This is a genomic window from Pedobacter puniceum (assembly GCF_009674685.1).
In the GTDB taxonomy this organism is placed as follows: domain Bacteria; phylum Bacteroidota; class Bacteroidia; order Sphingobacteriales; family Sphingobacteriaceae; genus Pseudopedobacter; species Pseudopedobacter puniceum.
In genome coordinates this window covers 679448-697213 of record NZ_WKJI01000002.1, presented here as the reverse complement: position 1 = coordinate 697213, position 17766 = coordinate 679448, and the positions used below count along the sequence as shown (strand labels likewise).

19 protein-coding genes are annotated in these 17766 nt (G+C 32.3%); 12 read left to right on the top strand and 7 right to left on the bottom strand.

All coding sequences use genetic code 11. The features are described from left to right. Positions 1 to 19 precede the first annotated feature (19 nt). Positions 20 to 550, top strand: a complete 531-nt coding sequence (locus GJJ64_RS09680) for a TonB family protein (protein WP_195759267.1) — start codon at positions 20 to 22, stop codon at positions 548 to 550. Here GJJ64_RS09680 and GJJ64_RS09675 read toward each other — a convergent pair. From GJJ64_RS09675 to GJJ64_RS09650, 6 genes are all read right to left on the bottom strand, one after another. Then, positions 547 to 1197, bottom strand: coding sequence for a response regulator (locus GJJ64_RS09675; protein WP_195759266.1), 651 nt, complete (start codon positions 1195 to 1197; stop codon positions 547 to 549). The genes GJJ64_RS09680 and GJJ64_RS09675 overlap by 4 nt on opposite strands. A 46-nt stretch (positions 1198 to 1243) precedes the next feature. Next, positions 1244 to 2338, bottom strand: coding sequence for a hybrid sensor histidine kinase/response regulator (locus tag GJJ64_RS09670; protein WP_154287588.1), 1095 nt, complete (start codon positions 2336 to 2338; stop codon positions 1244 to 1246). After that, positions 2331 to 2783 (bottom strand): response regulator, encoded by a 453-nt coding sequence (locus GJJ64_RS09665; RefSeq protein ID WP_154287587.1) that lies wholly within the window; start codon positions 2781 to 2783, stop codon positions 2331 to 2333. The genes GJJ64_RS09670 and GJJ64_RS09665 overlap by 8 nt, the downstream gene beginning before the upstream one ends. Positions 2784 to 2785: 2 nt before the next feature. Further along, positions 2786 to 4666: a sensor histidine kinase gene (locus GJJ64_RS09660; RefSeq protein WP_154287586.1), complete on the bottom strand. Its 1881-nt coding sequence runs from the start codon at positions 4664 to 4666 to the stop codon at positions 2786 to 2788. Beyond that, positions 4663 to 5064, bottom strand: a complete 402-nt coding sequence (locus tag GJJ64_RS09655) for a response regulator (protein WP_154287585.1) — start codon at positions 5062 to 5064, stop codon at positions 4663 to 4665. Before GJJ64_RS09655 ends, GJJ64_RS09660 begins: the two co-directional genes overlap by 4 nt. A gap of 773 nt (positions 5065 to 5837) precedes the next feature. Further along, complete coding sequence (locus tag GJJ64_RS09650; RefSeq protein ID WP_154287584.1) at positions 5838 to 6203, bottom strand: response regulator transcription factor; 366 nt, start codon at positions 6201 to 6203, stop codon at positions 5838 to 5840. Positions 6204 to 6303: 100 nt separating this feature from the next. Here GJJ64_RS09650 and GJJ64_RS09645 point away from each other — a divergent pair, with 100 nt between their 5' ends. Beyond that, positions 6304 to 8754 (top strand): PAS domain-containing sensor histidine kinase, encoded by a 2451-nt coding sequence (locus GJJ64_RS09645; protein WP_154287583.1) that lies wholly within the window; start codon positions 6304 to 6306, stop codon positions 8752 to 8754. A gap of 72 nt (positions 8755 to 8826) precedes the next feature. On the opposite strand, the gene metK is transcribed toward GJJ64_RS09645, so the two are convergent. Beyond that, a complete protein-coding gene (gene metK / locus GJJ64_RS09640; RefSeq protein ID WP_154287582.1) occupies positions 8827 to 10080 on the bottom strand; it encodes a methionine adenosyltransferase in 1254 nt (417 codons plus the stop codon). Positions 10081 to 10106: 26 nt separating this feature from the next. Between metK and GJJ64_RS16995 the strand changes: the two genes are divergently transcribed. From GJJ64_RS16995 to GJJ64_RS09595, 10 genes are all read left to right on the top strand, one after another. Then, entirely contained in the window at positions 10107 to 10229 is a 123-nt protein-coding gene (locus tag GJJ64_RS16995; protein ID WP_262884804.1) for a hypothetical protein, read from the top strand. Positions 10230 to 10292: 63 nt separating this feature from the next. Next, positions 10293 to 11165 carry a diacylglycerol/lipid kinase family protein gene (locus GJJ64_RS09635; RefSeq protein WP_154287581.1) on the top strand — a complete coding sequence of 291 codons (873 nt, stop codon included), beginning with the start codon at positions 10293 to 10295 and terminating at the stop codon, positions 11163 to 11165. Between the two features lie 4 nt (positions 11166 to 11169). After that, complete coding sequence (locus GJJ64_RS09630) at positions 11170 to 11526, top strand: translation initiation factor (RefSeq protein WP_154287580.1); 357 nt, start codon at positions 11170 to 11172, stop codon at positions 11524 to 11526. A 371-nt stretch (positions 11527 to 11897) separates the two neighbouring features. Further along, positions 11898 to 12725 carry a MotA/TolQ/ExbB proton channel family protein gene (locus GJJ64_RS09625; protein WP_154287579.1) on the top strand — a complete coding sequence of 276 codons (828 nt, stop codon included), beginning with the start codon at positions 11898 to 11900 and terminating at the stop codon, positions 12723 to 12725. Between the two features lie 80 nt (positions 12726 to 12805). After that, on the top strand, positions 12806 to 13414 hold the full coding sequence (locus GJJ64_RS09620; protein ID WP_154287578.1) for an ExbD/TolR family protein: 609 nt from the start codon (positions 12806 to 12808) through the stop codon (positions 13412 to 13414). 15 nt (positions 13415 to 13429) lie between these two features. Then, positions 13430 to 13984 (top strand): ExbD/TolR family protein, encoded by a 555-nt coding sequence (locus GJJ64_RS09615; protein WP_154287577.1) that lies wholly within the window; start codon positions 13430 to 13432, stop codon positions 13982 to 13984. A gap of 46 nt (positions 13985 to 14030) precedes the next feature. Beyond that, complete coding sequence (locus tag GJJ64_RS09610; RefSeq protein ID WP_154287576.1) at positions 14031 to 14852, top strand: energy transducer TonB; 822 nt, start codon at positions 14031 to 14033, stop codon at positions 14850 to 14852. Then, the gene (locus GJJ64_RS09605; RefSeq protein WP_039453992.1) at positions 14852 to 15088 is read left to right on the top strand and encodes a hypothetical protein; all 237 of its coding nucleotides are present in this window, start codon (positions 14852 to 14854) and stop codon (positions 15086 to 15088) included. The genes GJJ64_RS09610 and GJJ64_RS09605 overlap by 1 nt, the downstream gene beginning before the upstream one ends. Beyond that, entirely contained in the window at positions 15081 to 15974 is an 894-nt protein-coding gene (locus GJJ64_RS09600) for a PstS family phosphate ABC transporter substrate-binding protein (RefSeq protein WP_154287575.1), read from the top strand. Before GJJ64_RS09605 ends, GJJ64_RS09600 begins: the two co-directional genes overlap by 8 nt. A gap of 32 nt (positions 15975 to 16006) precedes the next feature. Beyond that, complete coding sequence (locus GJJ64_RS09595; RefSeq protein ID WP_154287574.1) at positions 16007 to 17698, top strand: tetratricopeptide repeat protein; 1692 nt, start codon at positions 16007 to 16009, stop codon at positions 17696 to 17698. Positions 17699 to 17766 lie beyond the last annotated feature (68 nt).

Here is a 17766-nt window from a genome sequence, read left to right as displayed (position 1 = left end):
TTTTAAACGTTATATGAGTATGATTTTGAATTACTTACATATCATACTGCTTTTGCTAAGTTCTTTTTTTGTTGCTGATGTACCAACTTTTGAAGGTGGTAAATATGCGCTTGAAAATTTCATTAATGAAAATATGAAATATCCTGAATTTTCTAAATCAAACTGTATTGAAGGAAAGATTTTTGTGAAATTTCAGTTAGATGAGCAAGGAAATGTAGTAAACCCACAAGTAGAGCAGGGTTTAGGTATAGATTTAGATGATGAGGCTATCAGGCTAATAAAATTAACCAGTGGTAAATGGCAAAATCCGCAAGCAGGAACAAGCTTAGTTATACCTGTAAGCTTTAATTTACAAAACTTTAAATGCGAAAATGTAACTGCTGCTAGTATTAAAGAAGCTATAAATTACTATAAAATTAGAAAAGGTTTAGAAAGCTCAGTTATCAACTATTATAAAAATAAAGATCAAATTAAAACCAATAAGCAAGATGAAGCTGTAATGAAACAGCTTAAAGAAGAACTGGGTTTAGAAGAAGAAATTAAGGATTAAACAGTTTTATTCATCACCTTAGCTATTAAAGCTGTTTTTGTGTTGACTCCTAATTTGATATAAATATTTTTTAAATGATGATTAACAGTGCTGGCTTTTATGTTAAGTTGCTCTGCTGTTTCTTTGTGGCTTAAACCGTTAACAATACATTTGGTAATATCTTTTTCGCGGCCTGTAAGTACTTTTAAGATTATTTCTTCCTGTTTTTTGGTTTGGTTAAAATGTTCTATCAGCTTTTTAGCAACGTTTGGAGATATGGCAGAGCCATCATTCTCATAATTGGCCAAAGAAGATTTGATATCATGTAAAGACATTCCCTTAATTAAATATCCACTTGCACCATTTTCTAAAGCTGTAATGATATGGCTATTGCTACTGTAAGCAGTTAGCATCACAATAATAGCCTTTGGGAAACATTCTTTTAAAATTTTAATACCATCTATACCAGAAGTACCTGGTAAGTTAATATCAAGTAGTATAATATCAGGTTGTATATGTTCTTTTTTATCGAAATTTCTTAAGAAATCATCTACACTTGGGAAACCAAAACTTAAGGTATAATTATCCTGAAGCTGAAAAAATTCTGAGTAATTATTCAGTAGCTTCTCGTTATCCTCAATAATACCTATAGAAATGTTTTTGGTCATAGAAAAACTCATCTTTACGAATAAATTTAAGCAATATTAATTTTAATTAATAGGTGCATTTTATTTTTGTTTTAGCAATAACTAAAGATTCATCTTGATTTAAAGTAAACAAGCAATCAAATAAAGAGCATAGCTTTTTAATAATAAATATCCCTAAGCCGAAGCCTTGCGAACCGTTTAAAGAATTGTTCACTTCCATAAACATTTCATTAGGGTTAAACTTAATTTTAAGCTGACCCTCATTGATGATTTCTATGAATAAGTCTTCTTTTTCTAATTTAAAATTTACGGTAATAGTAGACTTTGGATTAGAGAACTTAATTGCGTTATCAATTTGTTCTTCAAAAATGGTGAATAAATAGGAATAAGGTATATGTACCTTTAGGCTATTAATGATAGGATCTGTTAAAAGATTATATTGAATATCATCTGCCCTATTTTTACTTTTTGCAGTTGTATGCAGGTGCTTAACTAAATTTTCTTGCATTTGGTTAAGAAATACAAACTCATTAACCTTTGGCTTGGTAACATTTAATAAATTAAAGAAAACAAGCAACTTTTGTTTGGTTGTAGTTAATCTATCTGCTGAGGTCATGATAGCCTCTAAATACTGCTTAATCTCTTCCTTATCTAAGCTATCTAAATTTTCTAATAGTAAAGCTGTTAAACCTAGTATTCCATTTAATGGAGTATTTAATTCATGACTTAAAATTTTAGGAAAATTTTCAAGCTTATTATTGAGTTCTTTAAATAACCTCGATTTACTTTTTTCGGCCTTTTCTAATCTTGAATTTACAGAAGCAATTAGTTGCTTCATGGTAAATGGTTTAATAAGATAGTCATCGGCACCCATATCCATACTATTTCTAACCTCAGATTTTTCTGCATGGGCGCTTAAAAAAACAAATGGTATTTCTGCTGTGGCATCGTTTTCTTTTAGCTTGCTAATAATATCATGTCCAGATAATCCTGGTAAAGAAATATCACATAAAATTAAGTCTGGTATTTCTTTGTTAATGGCTTCTAAGGCAAGCATACCTTCGCTAAAACCTTTAACAATAAAAGAGTTAAGAGAAAGAAAATCAACAACATTTTCTCTGATGAGTTCATCATCTTCTATAACTACAATCTTTTTAAGCATAATCTACCTTATTAAATACGCTCTTTATAAATTTTTGCGCTGCTTGAAAGGGTTTATTAAAAAACATGTATTCTCTTCTTTTTACAAGTAGTTTTTCTATGGTACTTTTTAGTAAAGAAAATTGAGTTGGTTTAAAAAATATCTTACTTACACCTAGCATGAAAAGCTCGTTTACGTTAGCATTTAATACACCTGTTAGTACAATAATAGGTGTTAGGTTAAAGCCTGTATTTTTTCTAATAGAGTTAATGATATCATATCCCTCACCATCAGGTAGATTAAGATCACAGATAATTAAATCTGGTTTATTTTTTTTTAACTCTGCTTCTGCCCTACTTAAAGTTCTGTAAACCTCTACATGATAGTCATTAATAACTAACAGATGCTTTAAGTTTTCTGATAAATGATAGTTATCATCAATAATGGCAATGCTTACTTTTTTCATGCTTAATAAGGTAATTTTACAGTAAAAGATGAGCCTACGTTTTCTTCTGATATAACGCTTACTTCTCCTTTATGAAGTTCAACAAAATATTTTACGAGTATTAATCCAAGTCCTGTTCCATTGATATTTCCAACGTTAGAAGCCCGTTTAAATGGCTGGAAAAGAAGTTTTAAGTCATCTTTAGGGATGCCAATACCGTAATCTTTAATGGTAACTTCAACATCCTTACTATGGAAATTTATTAATATCTCTGGTGATTTTTGATTGTCTTTTGTGTATTTGATGGCATTACTTAACAGATTGGTGAAAACATGTTCCATAAGTTTCCAATCCATTTTAACTTTTTTAGGTGTGCCTTTTACAAATAATTTTATAATATTACTATCAGTAATATTGATATTATTGGTAGAAAATTTAGATAGGTTAGCAACAAAATCCACTTCTTCTACATCTAGTTCTATCTTTCCTGATTCTATTTTTCCTAAAATCAAAACATCATTCATTAACTCACCAATTTTGAGAATTTGGTCTTTAATTCTGGAGTAATGTTTTGCACTTTTTTCTTTTAAACTTGCATCAATATTCTGGTTGATAATCTCTAAAAGTTCTACACTTGATAAGATTCCTGCAAGTGGAGTTCTTACCTCATGCGATACCATATTTACAAATTTAGACTTTAACTCGTTTAGCTCCTTTTCTTTTGTAATAAGTTGTAATAGCTTGTCTTTTTCCTTGTTTTGTTCGTCAACATCACTTAAAGTTCCCCAGAATGATTTTACTTTGTTATCAATACTGAGATTCTTAGAAAAGTAAGCCTCAACCCATTTCAGTTGTTTTTGGGTTTTGATTTGAAAGCTTAAATTGAGTTCGGTTTTTTCATTATCTGCGAGAAAATCTATAAGCGTTTGTTTAAAAGAAGCATCTTTTACATAACTAGTAAGCAAATTGCCTAAACAAGATTTTACGCTAAACCCAGTTATTTTTTCCCATGCCGGATTAATATCAACAAATTTACCTTCATAATCAGCAGTAAAAACTACTTTCTTGAAATTATCTATCAAGAACTTGCTTTTTAACTCTGTTTCTAAAATCTGGAGGTCTTTCTTTTTTATTTCAGTGATATCTATACCATAACCTACAACAAATTCTATTTCGTTTGTTTTGTTAATGTATGGATGGAAAATTCTTAATATAATTTTTTTGTCACCATCAGCTTTAATTATCTCATCCTCCCAATAAACATCTTGTCTGCTTGTTAATACTTTTTTGAAATTTTTATTACGTTCGTCTGCAATATTTGTTGGTTTATTCTTTTTGTTACAATAGTCATAATCGGTTTTACCAATCATCCATTGTCTAAACTCATCATCTTGTATAGCAGTTTTGTTTAAGAACATATAAGTGTGCTGTGGGCTAAAGATGGCAATGTCAGCAGGTAAAGAGTCTAAAATATCAGAAAAGAAATCACTTTGTTTCTTTACTTCTAGTTCATGATTTTTTTTAATAGTTACATTGCTATAACACCAACTGTGGCCTGCAAATGCATCATTAACATAGTATGGAATATAATTAAGTTCCACAAACTTGCCATTTACCAGTTCAAACTCGTAAGGCCCGCTTTTAACTTTTTCTGATAAACACTTATTTATTGTTTGAACAAAGTATTCTTGGTTTTTAAAAGCTTGTTTAACTTGTTCAGCAAGTACTTCACAATCTAAACCTACTAAGTCTTCTGGCTTAGCATCCATACCAAAAATTTTAATTAATTCTTGGTTTGCAGAATGTATGCAGCGCTTACTATCTTCTATCAAAATACCATAGGGGATATTTTGTAAAATATAGTTAGCGTGGTCTAGATGATATTGGTTAGCTGGGGAATTCATAACAATCTGTTTAAAAGTTCTTTAAACTCCATTAATCCAATAGGTTTGGATAGAAAATATTTTACACCTAAGTCTTCACTAATTACTCTCTCATCTAAGTTTGCTGCAGAAATAATTATAATAGGCGGTGTTTTTAAATTTAAAGCCTTAATTTGTCTTATAGCTTCTAAGCCGTCCATTTCTGGCATATAAACGTCCATCAAAATAAGGTCGTAATCAGCTTCTTTAAATTTCTCTACAGCTTCTACTCCATTTTCTGCAATAACTAAGTTGAAATTTAAAGGCACTAAAATCTTCTTTAATAACAAGACATTAATAGAGTCGTCCTCTGCTATTAAAATTGTTTTGGGTACTCTATTCTTTTTTAAAAGCTCTTCGTTAATGTTTTGATGCTGCATAACTTAAATTTCTCTGACCGCTTAATTATGGACATACTTTGTACCAAGTACGAATTACTATATAATTATTGTATAAAATATCCCTTATTATAGGGGTATTTTAATTGTTTAAATTAGGTTTTTAGGGACTTAAATAACATGATTTAAGTTACTTTTTAGCGGCATTTTCATCATTAAATACTTGTATTATAGTTCTTTTAAACATAAATACTTTTGCTTTTATCTTATCCCTAACTTTTTTATTATTCTAATTGTTTGCCAATATTTTATTAAAAATTCACCGATTTAAAGAATTTTATCCCTCAAACATGGCATTAAATTTAATTGTAAGAGTAAAGCTAAATCCGAAAACTTTCTTTCCTTATACGTAGCCTGAAGGTTTAGTTATTTTTTTAGTAGTAGTAAAATTAAATATAGCTTTTTTTTACATCTTTTCTTCTTTGGTATCCCTAAATTAAAGAGGGTATTTTTACTACGTATAATTGATGCGTAGGTTCCTAAAAAATCACCAAAAACAAAAAAATTTTCATATCCCTAATTTAGGGGATGCTGCGCCATTTTATATCTTTTAACTTAGCATTATAAAGCAACTGAGATTTATTACTCTCAAAAGCTTCATTAAATTAAAATTGATATTGTGTTTAGAGTGCGAGGCTTTTCACACAAAAAATATATCAAAACTAAGAGAATCTTAGTGAAAGAAACATGCCAGATAGTGTGGCCTGTAGTTTAAAATGAGAGTAGGCCTTGTCGATGTGAATCGGCAAGGTTTTTTAGATTTTAGATGTATGTTTTTTAATGTTTTTTAGCAAATCATCTGTAAGAAAAGGTTTTTTAATATAATCATTAGCTCCTCTGCTAAGCCCCTCTTTCACATCTTCTGGGTCTACTTTTGCAGTTAACAAAATAATAGGAATATGGGCTAAATGCGTTTGCTTAATTTTAGAAACAAAATCTAATCCATTTAAATTAGGCATCATTACATCACAAAGAATAATGTCTGGTTCTATCTCTAGAGCTTTGGCAAAACCATCCAAGCCATCTACTGCAGCGTGTACCTCATAATCGTAAAGTTCGAGTATTTCAATTAGATTTTCTCTTAACCTGAATTCATCCTCAATAAGCAAAATTTTTGACATAAGTTGGCAAATAAAATAAGCTTGTATAAAATGCCAAATGAGAGTGAAGGCGAATTTACACTTAAATCTATATAATTTTAACTAATAAAAATAATTTTAGATGACACATAATAGTAATTTAACTCAATCTAAAGAGATGCTTCCATTACAATTTTTATTACAGTCATCAGTCATTTTATTAAATTCTGGAATTACTAACGAAAGTACTGTAGATAAAGTTTTATCCTTGTTGGGTGATTTTTTAGATGTAAAGGGTTTATACATATATAAAAACATTTACGAGGCCAGTGAACTAAAGAATTTTTCCTATGCCTATAAATGGGTAGTAAATAACAAGCAACATAATTATGATTTGGCTTTTAAAGATGCTGATTGGAGTTCTTTAAGAAATTTGGAAAGTGTTTTAAAAACCGGATTACCTTTCTTAAGAAACCAAAAGCCAGATAATATAACTGCAGAAAAGGAGCTGGTTTCATTATTTGGAAATCACAGCGTGATGTTACTGCCAATTCTTACACATGAAAACTTTTGGGGTTTTATTGTAGCAGATTTTTCTAATGATTTAGAGCATGTAAATGATGCCTATATCATCGCTTTACAAACCTTTTGTTTAAACTTTGGCTCTTATGTGGGTCAACAAAATATTTTAAAAGACTGTAAAGAACAACAACTTAAGTTAAAAGAACTTACTTTATTTTATGAAAACCTTATTAACCATATACCAGCTTATATATCTGTATTAGATAAAAATCAGAAATATCTGTATTTAAGTGATAATTGCGTTGCTAATGATGAGATTAAAAATTGGCTATTAGGGAAAACTGATTATGATTATTGTAATTATCGTGAAAGACCTATTGAGTTAGCTCAAGAACGAGAAAAACTCTTCCGTAAAGTTATTAAAGAAAAGAAGCCAGCATCTATTAAAGAAAAATTTATAACAAAAGACGGAGTTAAATATCAATTAAGAATGTTGACTCCAGTTTATGATGAACAACAACGATTATTGTATGTAATTGGCTTTGGAACTGATGTATCTGAGCTAAGAGAAAAAGAAGAAATAATTGCAAAACAGTATTTAGCCATTGATAATTCTTCTGTCGCGATTGCTTTGCTAGATGAAAACGGTAAGTACACTTTTATGAACCAATACCATGCCGAAGTATTTGGTTATACACCAGAAGAGCTGTTAGGCCAAAGTTGGCAAATCATTTATGAACAAGATGAGATAGATAAGATTAGCTCAGAATACTTTCCTATTTTAATGAAAGAAGGTAAATGGAGTGGCGAAACCCTCGGTGTTAGAAAGGATAAGACAAAGATTCTGCAAGAAATCTCTTTAGCAGCTTTTGAAGATGGCGGCTTAGTTTGTATTACAAGAGATATCACTCATGTAAAAGAAGAGCTTATAAAGGTGCAAAACTTAAATAACCAATTTGAGCTTGCGTTAGAAGCTGCAAAATTAGGTATGTGGACACTAGATGTAAACTCAGGGGCAATTTCACATAATGATAATTTCTTAAAAATGCTCGGCTATTCTAGAGAAGATCTCACTGATGTTGATTTAAATATGATGCTAAGTTTAGTTCATCCAGATGATAGAGATATTGTAAGAGCCAACATTTTTAACCATGTAGAGAGCTACAAAAAGGATCCTCATGATTTATTTAGAATTGAGGTTCGTATTTTAAATAAGGAAGGTAAATACATTTGGTTATTGGCTATTGGTAAGGTTTTCCAAAATAATTCTGATGGTACAGCACCAGAAATGACTGGTTTTATCATGGATATTACCGCAACTAAAGAGGCTGAAATTGAGTTAACAAAAGCATTAACAAAAGAAAGAGAGCTTAATGAGTTAAAATCTAGATTTGTTACACTGGCTTCGCATGAATTTAGAACGCCTTTAGCCACTATAAGATTAGCGGTAGAATTGTGTCAAGCTGTGCTCAATAAAGAAAATGCCTCAGAAAAGTTAAACAGCTATCCTAAAATACAAAATAAGCTAGATAGCATTATTTTAGATGTAGATAGAATAACAGATTTGATGTCTGATATTTTAACTATGGGTAAAATTGAAGCTAAAAAAGTTCCTTTTAACCCGGTAACACTATCTCTAACAGAATTTTTAAACAACTATATAGATAATGATGCTAATAGAATTTTGCATGGAAGAATTTTAACCAAACAATTCACTAATAAAAATGATAAGGTAAACATAGATCCTAAATTATTTGTTCAGGTATTAGAAAATACCCTTAGTAATGCTAAAAAGTACTCTCCAGAAGCTGCTCCTATAGAAATTAAACTTTACGATAGCGAAGACAAGGTAGTTATTGAAATTAGAGATTATGGAATGGGAATCGCAGAGGATGAAATGCCACACTTATTTGAGTCATTTTTTCGCTCTAAAAATGTTGAAAATATAGCAGGTACAGGTTTGGGTATGCCTATTATGAAGCTATTTGTAGAAACTAATAAAGGAGAAATAAAAGTAGAAAGTAAGCTTCATGAAGGTACAGCGGTTAAAATTTATTTACCAGTGAGCTAAAAGAAATTAAATTTCTAGAAAACAAAAAGAGCCGATATTTATTATCGGCTCTTTTTTACTTTTTAAACGGTTTTATAATCCAAATGCTGCTTTTACCTGATCTACAAAATCTAGTTTCTCCCAAGTAAATAACTCTACTTCAACTGTTTTTTCTTCTCCGTTAGCACCAGTAAAAGTTTTCTTAACCACTTCATTTTTACGTCCCATATGGCCATAAGCAGCGGTTTCTGCATAAATTGGGTTTCTTAATTTTAAACGTTGCTCTATAAAATACGGACGCATATCAAATACTTCCTCTACTTTTTTAGCAATCTCGCCATCAGTTAAATTAACTTTTGCAGTACCATGTGTATTGATAAAAATACCACAAGGCTCTGCTACGCCAATAGCGTAAGATACTTGTACTAAAACCTCATCAGCCACACCAGCAGCCACAAGGTTTTTTGCTATATGACGAGTTGCGTAAGCCGCAGAACGGTCTACTTTAGATGGGTCTTTTCCAGAGAAAGCACCACCACCATGAGCGCCTTTACCTCCATAAGTATCTACAATAATTTTTCTTCCTGTTAAACCGGTATCACCATGTGGGCCACCAATAACAAACTTACCAGTAGGGTTTATATGATATTTAATTTGAGTATTGAATAAAGTTTGAAGCTCAGCTTTTAGCTGTTTTTTTACTCTCGGAATCAAAATATTAATCATATCCGATTTAATTTTTGCCAACATAGCTTCATCATTATCAAAATCATCATGCTGTGTTGAGATAACAATACTGTCTATTCTTATTGGTTGATGATTGTCATCGTACTCAATAGTTACTTGAGACTTAGCATCCGGACGTAAATAAGTAATCTCTTTATTTTCTCTTCTTAAAGCGGCAAGTTCTATTAAAAGTTTGTGTGCAATATCTAAAGCCAAAGGCATATAGTTCTCAGTCTCATTAGTGGCATAACCAAACATCATACCTTGGTCACCTGCACCTTGTTCTTCTGGCTTAGAGCGGTCTACCCCTTGGTTAATATCTTGAGATTGTTCATGAATAGCAGAAAGTATACCACAAGAATTTGCTTCAAACATGTATTCAGATTTGGTATAACCAATCTTTCTAATCACATCACGAGCAATTTTTTGAACATCTAAATAAGTTTTAGATTTTACCTCGCCAGCCAATACCACTTGGCCTGTAGTAACTAAAGTTTCACATGCTACTTTTGATTCTTTATCAAAAGCTAAAAAGTTATCAATTAAAGCGTCCGAAATTTGATCCGCAACTTTATCCGGATGGCCTTCAGAAACAGATTCTGACGTAAATAAATAAGGCATATTAAATAAAATTTAATTTCAAAAGTTTGGGAATAGAAGAAAGACTGCTGATGGTAAAAGCAATTTTGGCTTTAGCACTTTTTAATGTGGTTGCAATCCTGGCTTTAGAAGCGTCTCAAATCATTCCACTTGATGGCACAAAGGTATAACAATTTTTATTTTTTTAGAAATTAGAATTACTTTGCATCCATGTACTTAATCAGGTTAAAGTTTTGAGAAGCAGGATTCTTTTTATTGTAAATCCTATTTCAGGAGGGCAGGTTAAAACCTTTATACCATCACTCATAGATCAATATTTGGATGATCGTTTGTATGATGCCGAAATTATTTTTACGGAGTATCCGGGCCACGCCACGCAACTTGCAGAAGCAGCAGTTTCTTCAAATGTAGATATCGTGGCTTCCGTTGGAGGCGATGGTACCATCAATGAAGTTGCATGTGCTTTAGAGTCTTCTAGTAAAACTATGGCTATTATACCTTGTGGTTCTGGCAATGGTTTGGCTCGTACATTAAAAATTCCGCTTGATAATCGTAAAGCAATACAAAAGCTTAATAAGGCCAAAATTGTTAAGATAGATTCCGGAACTTTCAACGAACGTAAATTCTTCAATATGGCAGGCATTGGTTTTGATGCACATATTAGTGCGTTATTTGCCCAAGATAAGAATAGAGGTTTTAAAGGTTATATACAATCCACATTTAGAGAAATAGCGCAATACCAAGCGCAAGAGTATCAAATTAGTGTTGATGGAGCCGTTTATCAAGAGAAGGCATTTATGATTAGCATTGCAAATTCCTCGCAATACGGTAATAATGCTCATATTTCTCCTTTTGCATCCTTAAATGATGGTTTGTTAGATGTTTGTGTAATTAAACCATTTCCGGTATATAAATTTCCGCTGTTAGCTTACCGTATGTTTGCTAAATTGGCACATAAATCTAACTATGTAAAAATTTATAGAGGAAGTAATATTAAAATCACTAGAGCTACAGAGGGTCCTGTACATATAGATGGTGAGCCTTTATTTTTTCCAAAAGAAATTAATGTAGGTGTTAAACCTTTATCCTTATCCTTGATTGTATAAAAGCATGAGCACTAAAAAGTCTAAAAAATTTAACAGCTTCGAGGGAATAGTATTTTCAACCAATCCAGATCACGTTTATGAAGCTTCAGAAGAAGAAATGCAAGAAACCCCTGATAACAAACATCAGGATTTGAGGGTTCAATTAGATAAAAAACAAAGAGGCGGTAAAGCAGTAACTTTAATAACGGGTTTTATAGGTCATCCTGATGATTTAGCAGCCTTAGGTAAAATGCTAAAAACTAAATGTGGCGTTGGCGGAACAGTAAAAGATGGAGAGATTTTAGTACAAGGAGACTTCAGACAAAAAATAATTGATATTCTTTTGAAAGAAGGCTATAAAGTGAAAAAAATTGGCGGATAGGCCTTAAAAATTACAAGTTTCAACACTAATTATTAAAATAATTAGGAAGTTCTTAATGATTACTGATAATGAGTGCTCTAATTTTGATGTTTTCTATATGAAGCCAATGTTAATTTTTTGTTCTTAATTTGCATTTTTAAATAAAAATAGTTTTAATTGCATATGCATTGTCCTCACGAGGGCAATTTTTTTTTAAAATTGCGTTAATAGAAATCCAGAATCTGCTGCTAAAGTTTAACAAAATTTTAATCGTAAATGATGTGGCAAAAGATTTGATATTAAAGGATAAATGATAAATTTGTTATTCATCTATAAAATAAACCAAGTAACACACATAAAAATTAATTCAAAAACTAAAAATTAAAACAAAAATGGCAAACGCACCAAAACCAAGTACAGCTAAGAAAGAGAAATCAGGCGGTTCAAGTATTTTCGCAGGATTAGCTATCGTTATTTGTATAGCTATTGCATGGGGACTTTATTTATTTGTAATGGGAAATCCTGCAAACTTTGAAGGTGGAGACCCGGCTAATCACCCACTTCCAGGAAACTATTTCGGTATGGTTTACAAAGGAGGAATAATTGTACCTTTCCTAATGGGTATGTTTTTAATGGTTATCGTATTTTCTATTGAGCGTTTCTTTGTTATCAGCAAAGCAGCAGGAAATGGAAACGTTGATGCATTTGTTAAAAAAGTACAACAGTTCTTGTCTTCTAATAATGTAGAAAGTGCAATTTCTGAGTGCGATAAGCAAAAAGGTTCTGTAGCAGCGGTAATCAAATCAGGTCTTTTAAAATATAAAGAAGTAGAAATGGATTCTTCTATGGATACAGAGCAAAAATGTTTAGCTATCCAAAAAGATATTGAAGAAGCTACTTCATTAGAAATGCCAATGTTAGAGCAAAACTTAACTGTTATTGCAACATTAGTATCTATTGGTACACTTGCTGGTCTATTAGGAACAGTTGTAGGTATGATTAAAGCTTTCGGTGCGTTAGCAACTTCTGGTGCTCCGGATCAAGCGGCTTTAGCAAACGGTATCTCTGAGGCGTTAATTAATACAGCTACAGGTATTGGTACTTCTACTATGGCTATTATTTCTTACAACTTCTTTACTTCTAAAATTGATAGTTTAACTTACTCAATTGACGAAGCAGGATTTTCAATTGTACAAACTTACGCTGCAACTCATAAATAATAAATTAGTGATACAAGCTTTTAAATTTTAGAAGCAACGGTATTAATCAAATAAAACACTAATTATTTAAATTTAAGAAGATGCCAAAAGTAAAAATTAAAAGAAAGAGTACTGCGATAGACATGACCGCCATGTGTGATGTGGCGTTCCTATTGCTTACTTTCTTTATATTAACGGCAACAGCCAGACAGCCGGAACCACTTCCGGTAGACACCCCTTCTTCTACGGTAACTATTAAATTACCAGATAGTGATATCTCTATGCTTACAGTAGGGCAAGGAAAGGTGTTTTTTGGAGTTGTTGGCCAAGATGTAAGGATGAGAGCTCTAGAGAGAATGGCTGAAAAATATAATGTTACTTTTACAGAGGAAGAAAAAAAGCGTTTTGCGTTAGTTGAATCCTTTGGTGTGCCAATGGCTAATTTAAAACAATTTATTGCTTTAAATGGAGCTGAGCGTAACAACTTAAACCAGCCAGGAATCCCTACAGACTCTACAAATAACGAGTTAGACCAGTGGATTTTACAAGCCAGATATGCAACAAAAGAGCTACATGGTCAAGAATTAAGATTCACTATCAAAGGAGATTCTAATGAAGAATATCCTACGATAAGAAAAGTAGTAGATATACTACAAGAGCAAAACATTAATAAATTTAGTTTAGTAACCTCATTAGAAGGGCTTAACTAGTAAAAACTTACAGCAATGGCAGAATTAGATACCTCCGGCGGGGGTGGCGGTAAGAAAGGCAAAAAAGTAAGAAGTAAAAAAATGTCAACCAGAGTAGATTTAACTGCGATGGTGGATTTAGCCTTCTTATTGATAACCTTCTTCATGTTAACCACTACCCTTGCTAAACCACAGGCAATGGACATGTTCATGCCGGATAAGGATGATAAAAACCAGGATGAGCTACCTGTAAAAGCTTCTAGAACCATGACAGTTCTTTTAGGATCAGACAATAAAATTGTTTGGTACATGGGGGTAATGGGTTCTACTGCTCCAACAGTGGATAACTTCGGAAAAAGTGGAATTCGTCAAGCTTTTATCGATAACAATAAAAAGGTTTTAGCCCAAACTGGTGATCCTAAAAAAGGATTAATGGTAATTTTAAAACCTACAGATAAGTCTAATTACAAAAACTTTGTTGATCTTTTAGATGAAATCAAAATCGCAGGTGTTCCTTCTTACGGTATAGTAAATAAGATAGAACCAGAGGAGTTGAATTTGATGAAAGAGCAAGGAGCTTTTAAAGACTAAAATATCATTGTAATTAACACGTTATTAATTAAAAAAGGAAAACATTATGTCTAAATTGGACATCCTAAATCAGAATTGGATAGACATAGTTTTTGAAGGTAGAAACAAAGAATACGGTGCTTACCAGCTTCGTAAAGAAAATGCTAAAAATACCAACAAGGCTGTGATAATAGGAGGATTGTTTTTTATCCTTGCTATTTCTTCTCCAATCATCATAAAGTTGTTAAGCAGCAATGGTGAAGAAGAAGATAAAGTATTCCAACAAACAGAGGTAGTACTTGCTACACCTCCGCCAATTGACAAAAAGGCACCCCCACCTCCACCACCGGTAGAGCCACCTCCACCAAAGGTAGATCAGGTAAGGTTCCCGCCTCCAGTTGTAAAACCGGATGATCAGGTAGTGGAGGAAGAGCCACCAACCATTAAAGATTTGGAAAAAGCAGATCCAGGACAAAAAACCTTAAAAGGTAATCCTGATGCCGATATTCAAATTGAAAACCCAACTTTTGGTGACGGACCAGTTAACCAAAAGGTAACAGAGGATAGCAATGAAATCTTCACTAACGTGGAGCAGCTTCCAAGATTCCCAGGTGGTGATGCAGCATTCGGTAATTTCTTAAGAAAAAACTTAATGTATCCTGCAGTTGCTCGCGAAAATAATATACAAGGAAGAGTAATTGTAAACTTCGTTGTGGAGAAAGATGGCTCTCTAACCGATATTAAAGTATTAAGAGGTTTAGAAGGCGGTCTAAGTGAAGAAGCCATCAGAGTATTAAAGAAAACTCCTAAATGGGAGCCAGGAATTCAAAACGGACGTCCGGTACGTGTATCGTTTACCATTCCAATCTTGTTCCAATTAAGTGAATAATGGAATATCAAAAATTTAGAGATAGACAGAAATCGCCCACAAAGCGATTTCTGTTCATTTTAGGCCTAACCATGTTTGGCGTATATTTCGCTTTAGGCTTAATGATTATATTTTGGGATAATTTTCCCTTATTAATTGGGGTAGATAAAGTTTGGAAAATAGCTTTTGCAGTACTCCTAATCGTTTATTCATTTTTCAGATTTGTAAGGTTGATTAGGCAACAGCAATATGAATAGTTTATCTAAAGTTTTAGCGCTTCTCTTATTAGTTTTTTCTATAGGCTGCCAGCAAAGAGCGCCAGAATCTCAAGGCGAAGAAAATTATACTTTTGGCACAGCACAAATACTAGCAGATGAATCTCTTTACACCATTATAGATGATGAGCATCAAATCTTTTCGAATCAATATAAAAGAGCTCAAATTAAAATGGTTTACAAACCTTTAAAAGAGGTTCTTGATTTATTTGTGAATGATAGTATAGCAGTTGCCGTTCTTCCAAGAGAACTTAAAGCAAATGAAGCCAAATATTTCGAAGAAAAGAAAATCAAAATTAGAGCTACCAAATTTGCTACTGATGGTATTGCTATTATTACCGGTAAAAGCAATCAAGACAGCCTCATCACTTTAGATGAGCTTAAAGCTATTTTGTCAGGAAAGTCTAATAATAATACTGATTTAGTTTTTGATAACCCTAAGTCTAGTACAGTAGAATACCTAATGGAGCTAGCTACAATAAGCAAATTGCCAGAAAGTAATGTATACGCACTAAAATCAAGTAAAGAAGTTATTCAGTACGTTAAAAATAATCCTAATGCTATTGGCGTTTTAAGTGTAAGTTGGTTAAAAAGACCAACTCTAGATTTGGTAGAGGATATAGAAAAAATTAAATTTATGGCGGTTAAAGATAAGAAGGGCAAATATCAATTACCAACACAAAGCAATCTAAAAACTGGTTCTTATCCTTTGATAAGAGATTTGTATTTAATAGATTGCCAAGGTAAAGCTGGTTTAGGTACAGGTTTTGCAGCCTTCTTAGCTAGTGACATAGGGCAAAGAATTATCTTAAAAGCGGGTTTAGCGCCAGATTCTTTGCCATCAAGACAAATAAATGTATATAATTAGAAAATAGGAACCATATATTAAAAACGAAGATCATGAACATGAATAAGAGAGTTGCGATCGGAGTCATAGGTTTGTTAACGTGGGGAACGGTAACTATGGCTCAGAGTTTACAAGATGCCCGTAAAGCGGTTACTGCAGAGCAGTTTCAAAAAGCAAAATCAATTTTTAATAATTTAATTACTACACAAGCTACAAATGCCGAGAATTATTATTATTTCGGAGACTTGTATCTACAACTAAATAATCCTGATTCAGCAAAAATTATCTTTAATAAAGGTATTGCTGCCAATCCAAAGTTCTCTTTAAACTATATAGGTTTAGGAGCTACCGATCTTTTTGCAAAAAATGTATCTGCAGCACAGGCAAATTTTGCAAAAGCTACTGCTGATATGAAAAAGAAGGACTATAAAGAGTTCATCTATATCGGTAAAGCATATACCTATGAAGGTTCACAAGATTTAGATAAAGCTTTTGAGTGGTTTAACAAAGCCAAAGAAAATGGTGAAAAAGATCCTGAGTTGCACATTGCTATGGCTAATGCGTACAAAGCTCAAAAGAAAAATAGTGAAGCTGCCGATGCTTACAGAGCAGCAAAAGGATATCAAGCTGATTTATTAATTGTAGATGTTAATGTTGGTGAAATCTGGACTCAGGCTTATAATTTTGAATTAGCAGAGACTACCTTAAATGGTGTTATCCAAAAAGATCCAAATTTTGGACCTGCTTACAGAGCTTTAGCAGAAAACTACTATCGTTGGGCATCTCAGTTTCCGGCCAAAAGACCAGAACTTTTGCCTAAAGCAAAAGATATGTACTCAAAATATCTTGATTTAACAGATCGTTCTGCGGATTCAAGATATAGATATTTAATTTTCTTGTTAAATGCTACAGATTGGGCTACTTTAGAAAAAGAAGCGAAAAGCTTTATTAGTCAATACGGTAGCAACCCTGAGTATAAATTAGCAGAAAGATTTTTAGGTTACGCTGCGTCAGAAAATGGTAATAGCGATTTAGCAATTGAAACTCTTTCTAAATTCCAAAACTCTATTGATAAGAGCAGATTAATTGCTACAGATTTTGTTTTCTTAGGTAGAGCATATCAAAGCAAGAAGCAAGATTCTTTGGCTATTAATAGCTATTTAAAAGCCTATGAATTAGATACTACTAATACAGAGGTTTTAGGAATTATCGCAAAAGCTTATTTCGTTGCGAAGAAATATGGTAAAGCAGCTCAGTTTTACGAGAAAATTTCAAAACAGCCTAAAGCTTCATTTACTGATTGGTTTTATTTAGGTTACTCTAATTACTTCTACTATGCTATTGAATTAGCTAACAAACAACCTCAAGACGCTGTACAAATAAAGAAAACTTTATTATTAGCCGATAGTGCTTTTACTTATGTAGCAGAAAAGGCTAAAAATGCCGATGCTTACTTATATTTAGCTAGGGTTGAATATTATTTAGATCCTACAGATGCTGAGCAAAAAGGTGTTAAAGCTTACGATAAGTATATTGAACTTACTTTAGCAAAGCAAACTGCTAGTCCACCTGTAGCTTTAACAGAGCGTGATAAAACCAATTTGGTAGAGGCTTACTCTTATAATGGTGGTTATTACATCACTAAAGATAAAGCTAAAGCCAAAGAGTATTTTGATAAGGCACTAGCCATAGACCCAGGAAATGCAAAAATTCAGGATGCTTTAAAAGCTTTAAAGGCATCATAATAAAAAAATAAAAGGGATAGCTTAAAACTATCCCTTTTTCAATTTGTATTAATCATTATATTTGCGCC

Coding starts and splice junctions, on each gene's coding strand:
- GJJ64_RS09680 (WP_195759267.1), top strand. CDS start 20: ATGATTTTGAATTACTTACATATCATACTGCTTTTGCTAAGTTCTTTT.
- GJJ64_RS09675 (WP_195759266.1), bottom strand. CDS start 1,197: ATGACCAAAAACATTTCTATAGGTATTATTGAGGATAACGAGAAGCTA.
- GJJ64_RS09670 (WP_154287588.1), bottom strand. CDS start 2,338: ATGCTTAAAAAGATTGTAGTTATAGAAGATGATGAACTCATCAGAGAA.
- GJJ64_RS09665 (WP_154287587.1), bottom strand. CDS start 2,783: ATGAAAAAAGTAAGCATTGCCATTATTGATGATAACTATCATTTATCA.
- GJJ64_RS09660 (WP_154287586.1), bottom strand. CDS start 4,666: ATGAATTCCCCAGCTAACCAATATCATCTAGACCACGCTAACTATATT.
- GJJ64_RS09655 (WP_154287585.1), bottom strand. CDS start 5,064: ATGCAGCATCAAAACATTAACGAAGAGCTTTTAAAAAAGAATAGAGTA.
- GJJ64_RS09650 (WP_154287584.1), bottom strand. CDS start 6,203: ATGTCAAAAATTTTGCTTATTGAGGATGAATTCAGGTTAAGAGAAAAT.
- GJJ64_RS09645 (WP_154287583.1), top strand. CDS start 6,304: ATGACACATAATAGTAATTTAACTCAATCTAAAGAGATGCTTCCATTA.
- metK (WP_154287582.1), bottom strand. CDS start 10,080: ATGCCTTATTTATTTACGTCAGAATCTGTTTCTGAAGGCCATCCGGAT.
- GJJ64_RS09630 (WP_154287580.1), top strand. CDS start 11,170: ATGAGCACTAAAAAGTCTAAAAAATTTAACAGCTTCGAGGGAATAGTA.
- GJJ64_RS09625 (WP_154287579.1), top strand. CDS start 11,898: ATGGCAAACGCACCAAAACCAAGTACAGCTAAGAAAGAGAAATCAGGC.
- GJJ64_RS09620 (WP_154287578.1), top strand. CDS start 12,806: ATGCCAAAAGTAAAAATTAAAAGAAAGAGTACTGCGATAGACATGACC.
- GJJ64_RS09615 (WP_154287577.1), top strand. CDS start 13,430: ATGGCAGAATTAGATACCTCCGGCGGGGGTGGCGGTAAGAAAGGCAAA.
- GJJ64_RS09610 (WP_154287576.1), top strand. CDS start 14,031: ATGTCTAAATTGGACATCCTAAATCAGAATTGGATAGACATAGTTTTT.
- GJJ64_RS09605 (WP_039453992.1), top strand. CDS start 14,852: ATGGAATATCAAAAATTTAGAGATAGACAGAAATCGCCCACAAAGCGA.
- GJJ64_RS09600 (WP_154287575.1), top strand. CDS start 15,081: ATGAATAGTTTATCTAAAGTTTTAGCGCTTCTCTTATTAGTTTTTTCT.
- GJJ64_RS09595 (WP_154287574.1), top strand. CDS start 16,007: ATGAACATGAATAAGAGAGTTGCGATCGGAGTCATAGGTTTGTTAACG.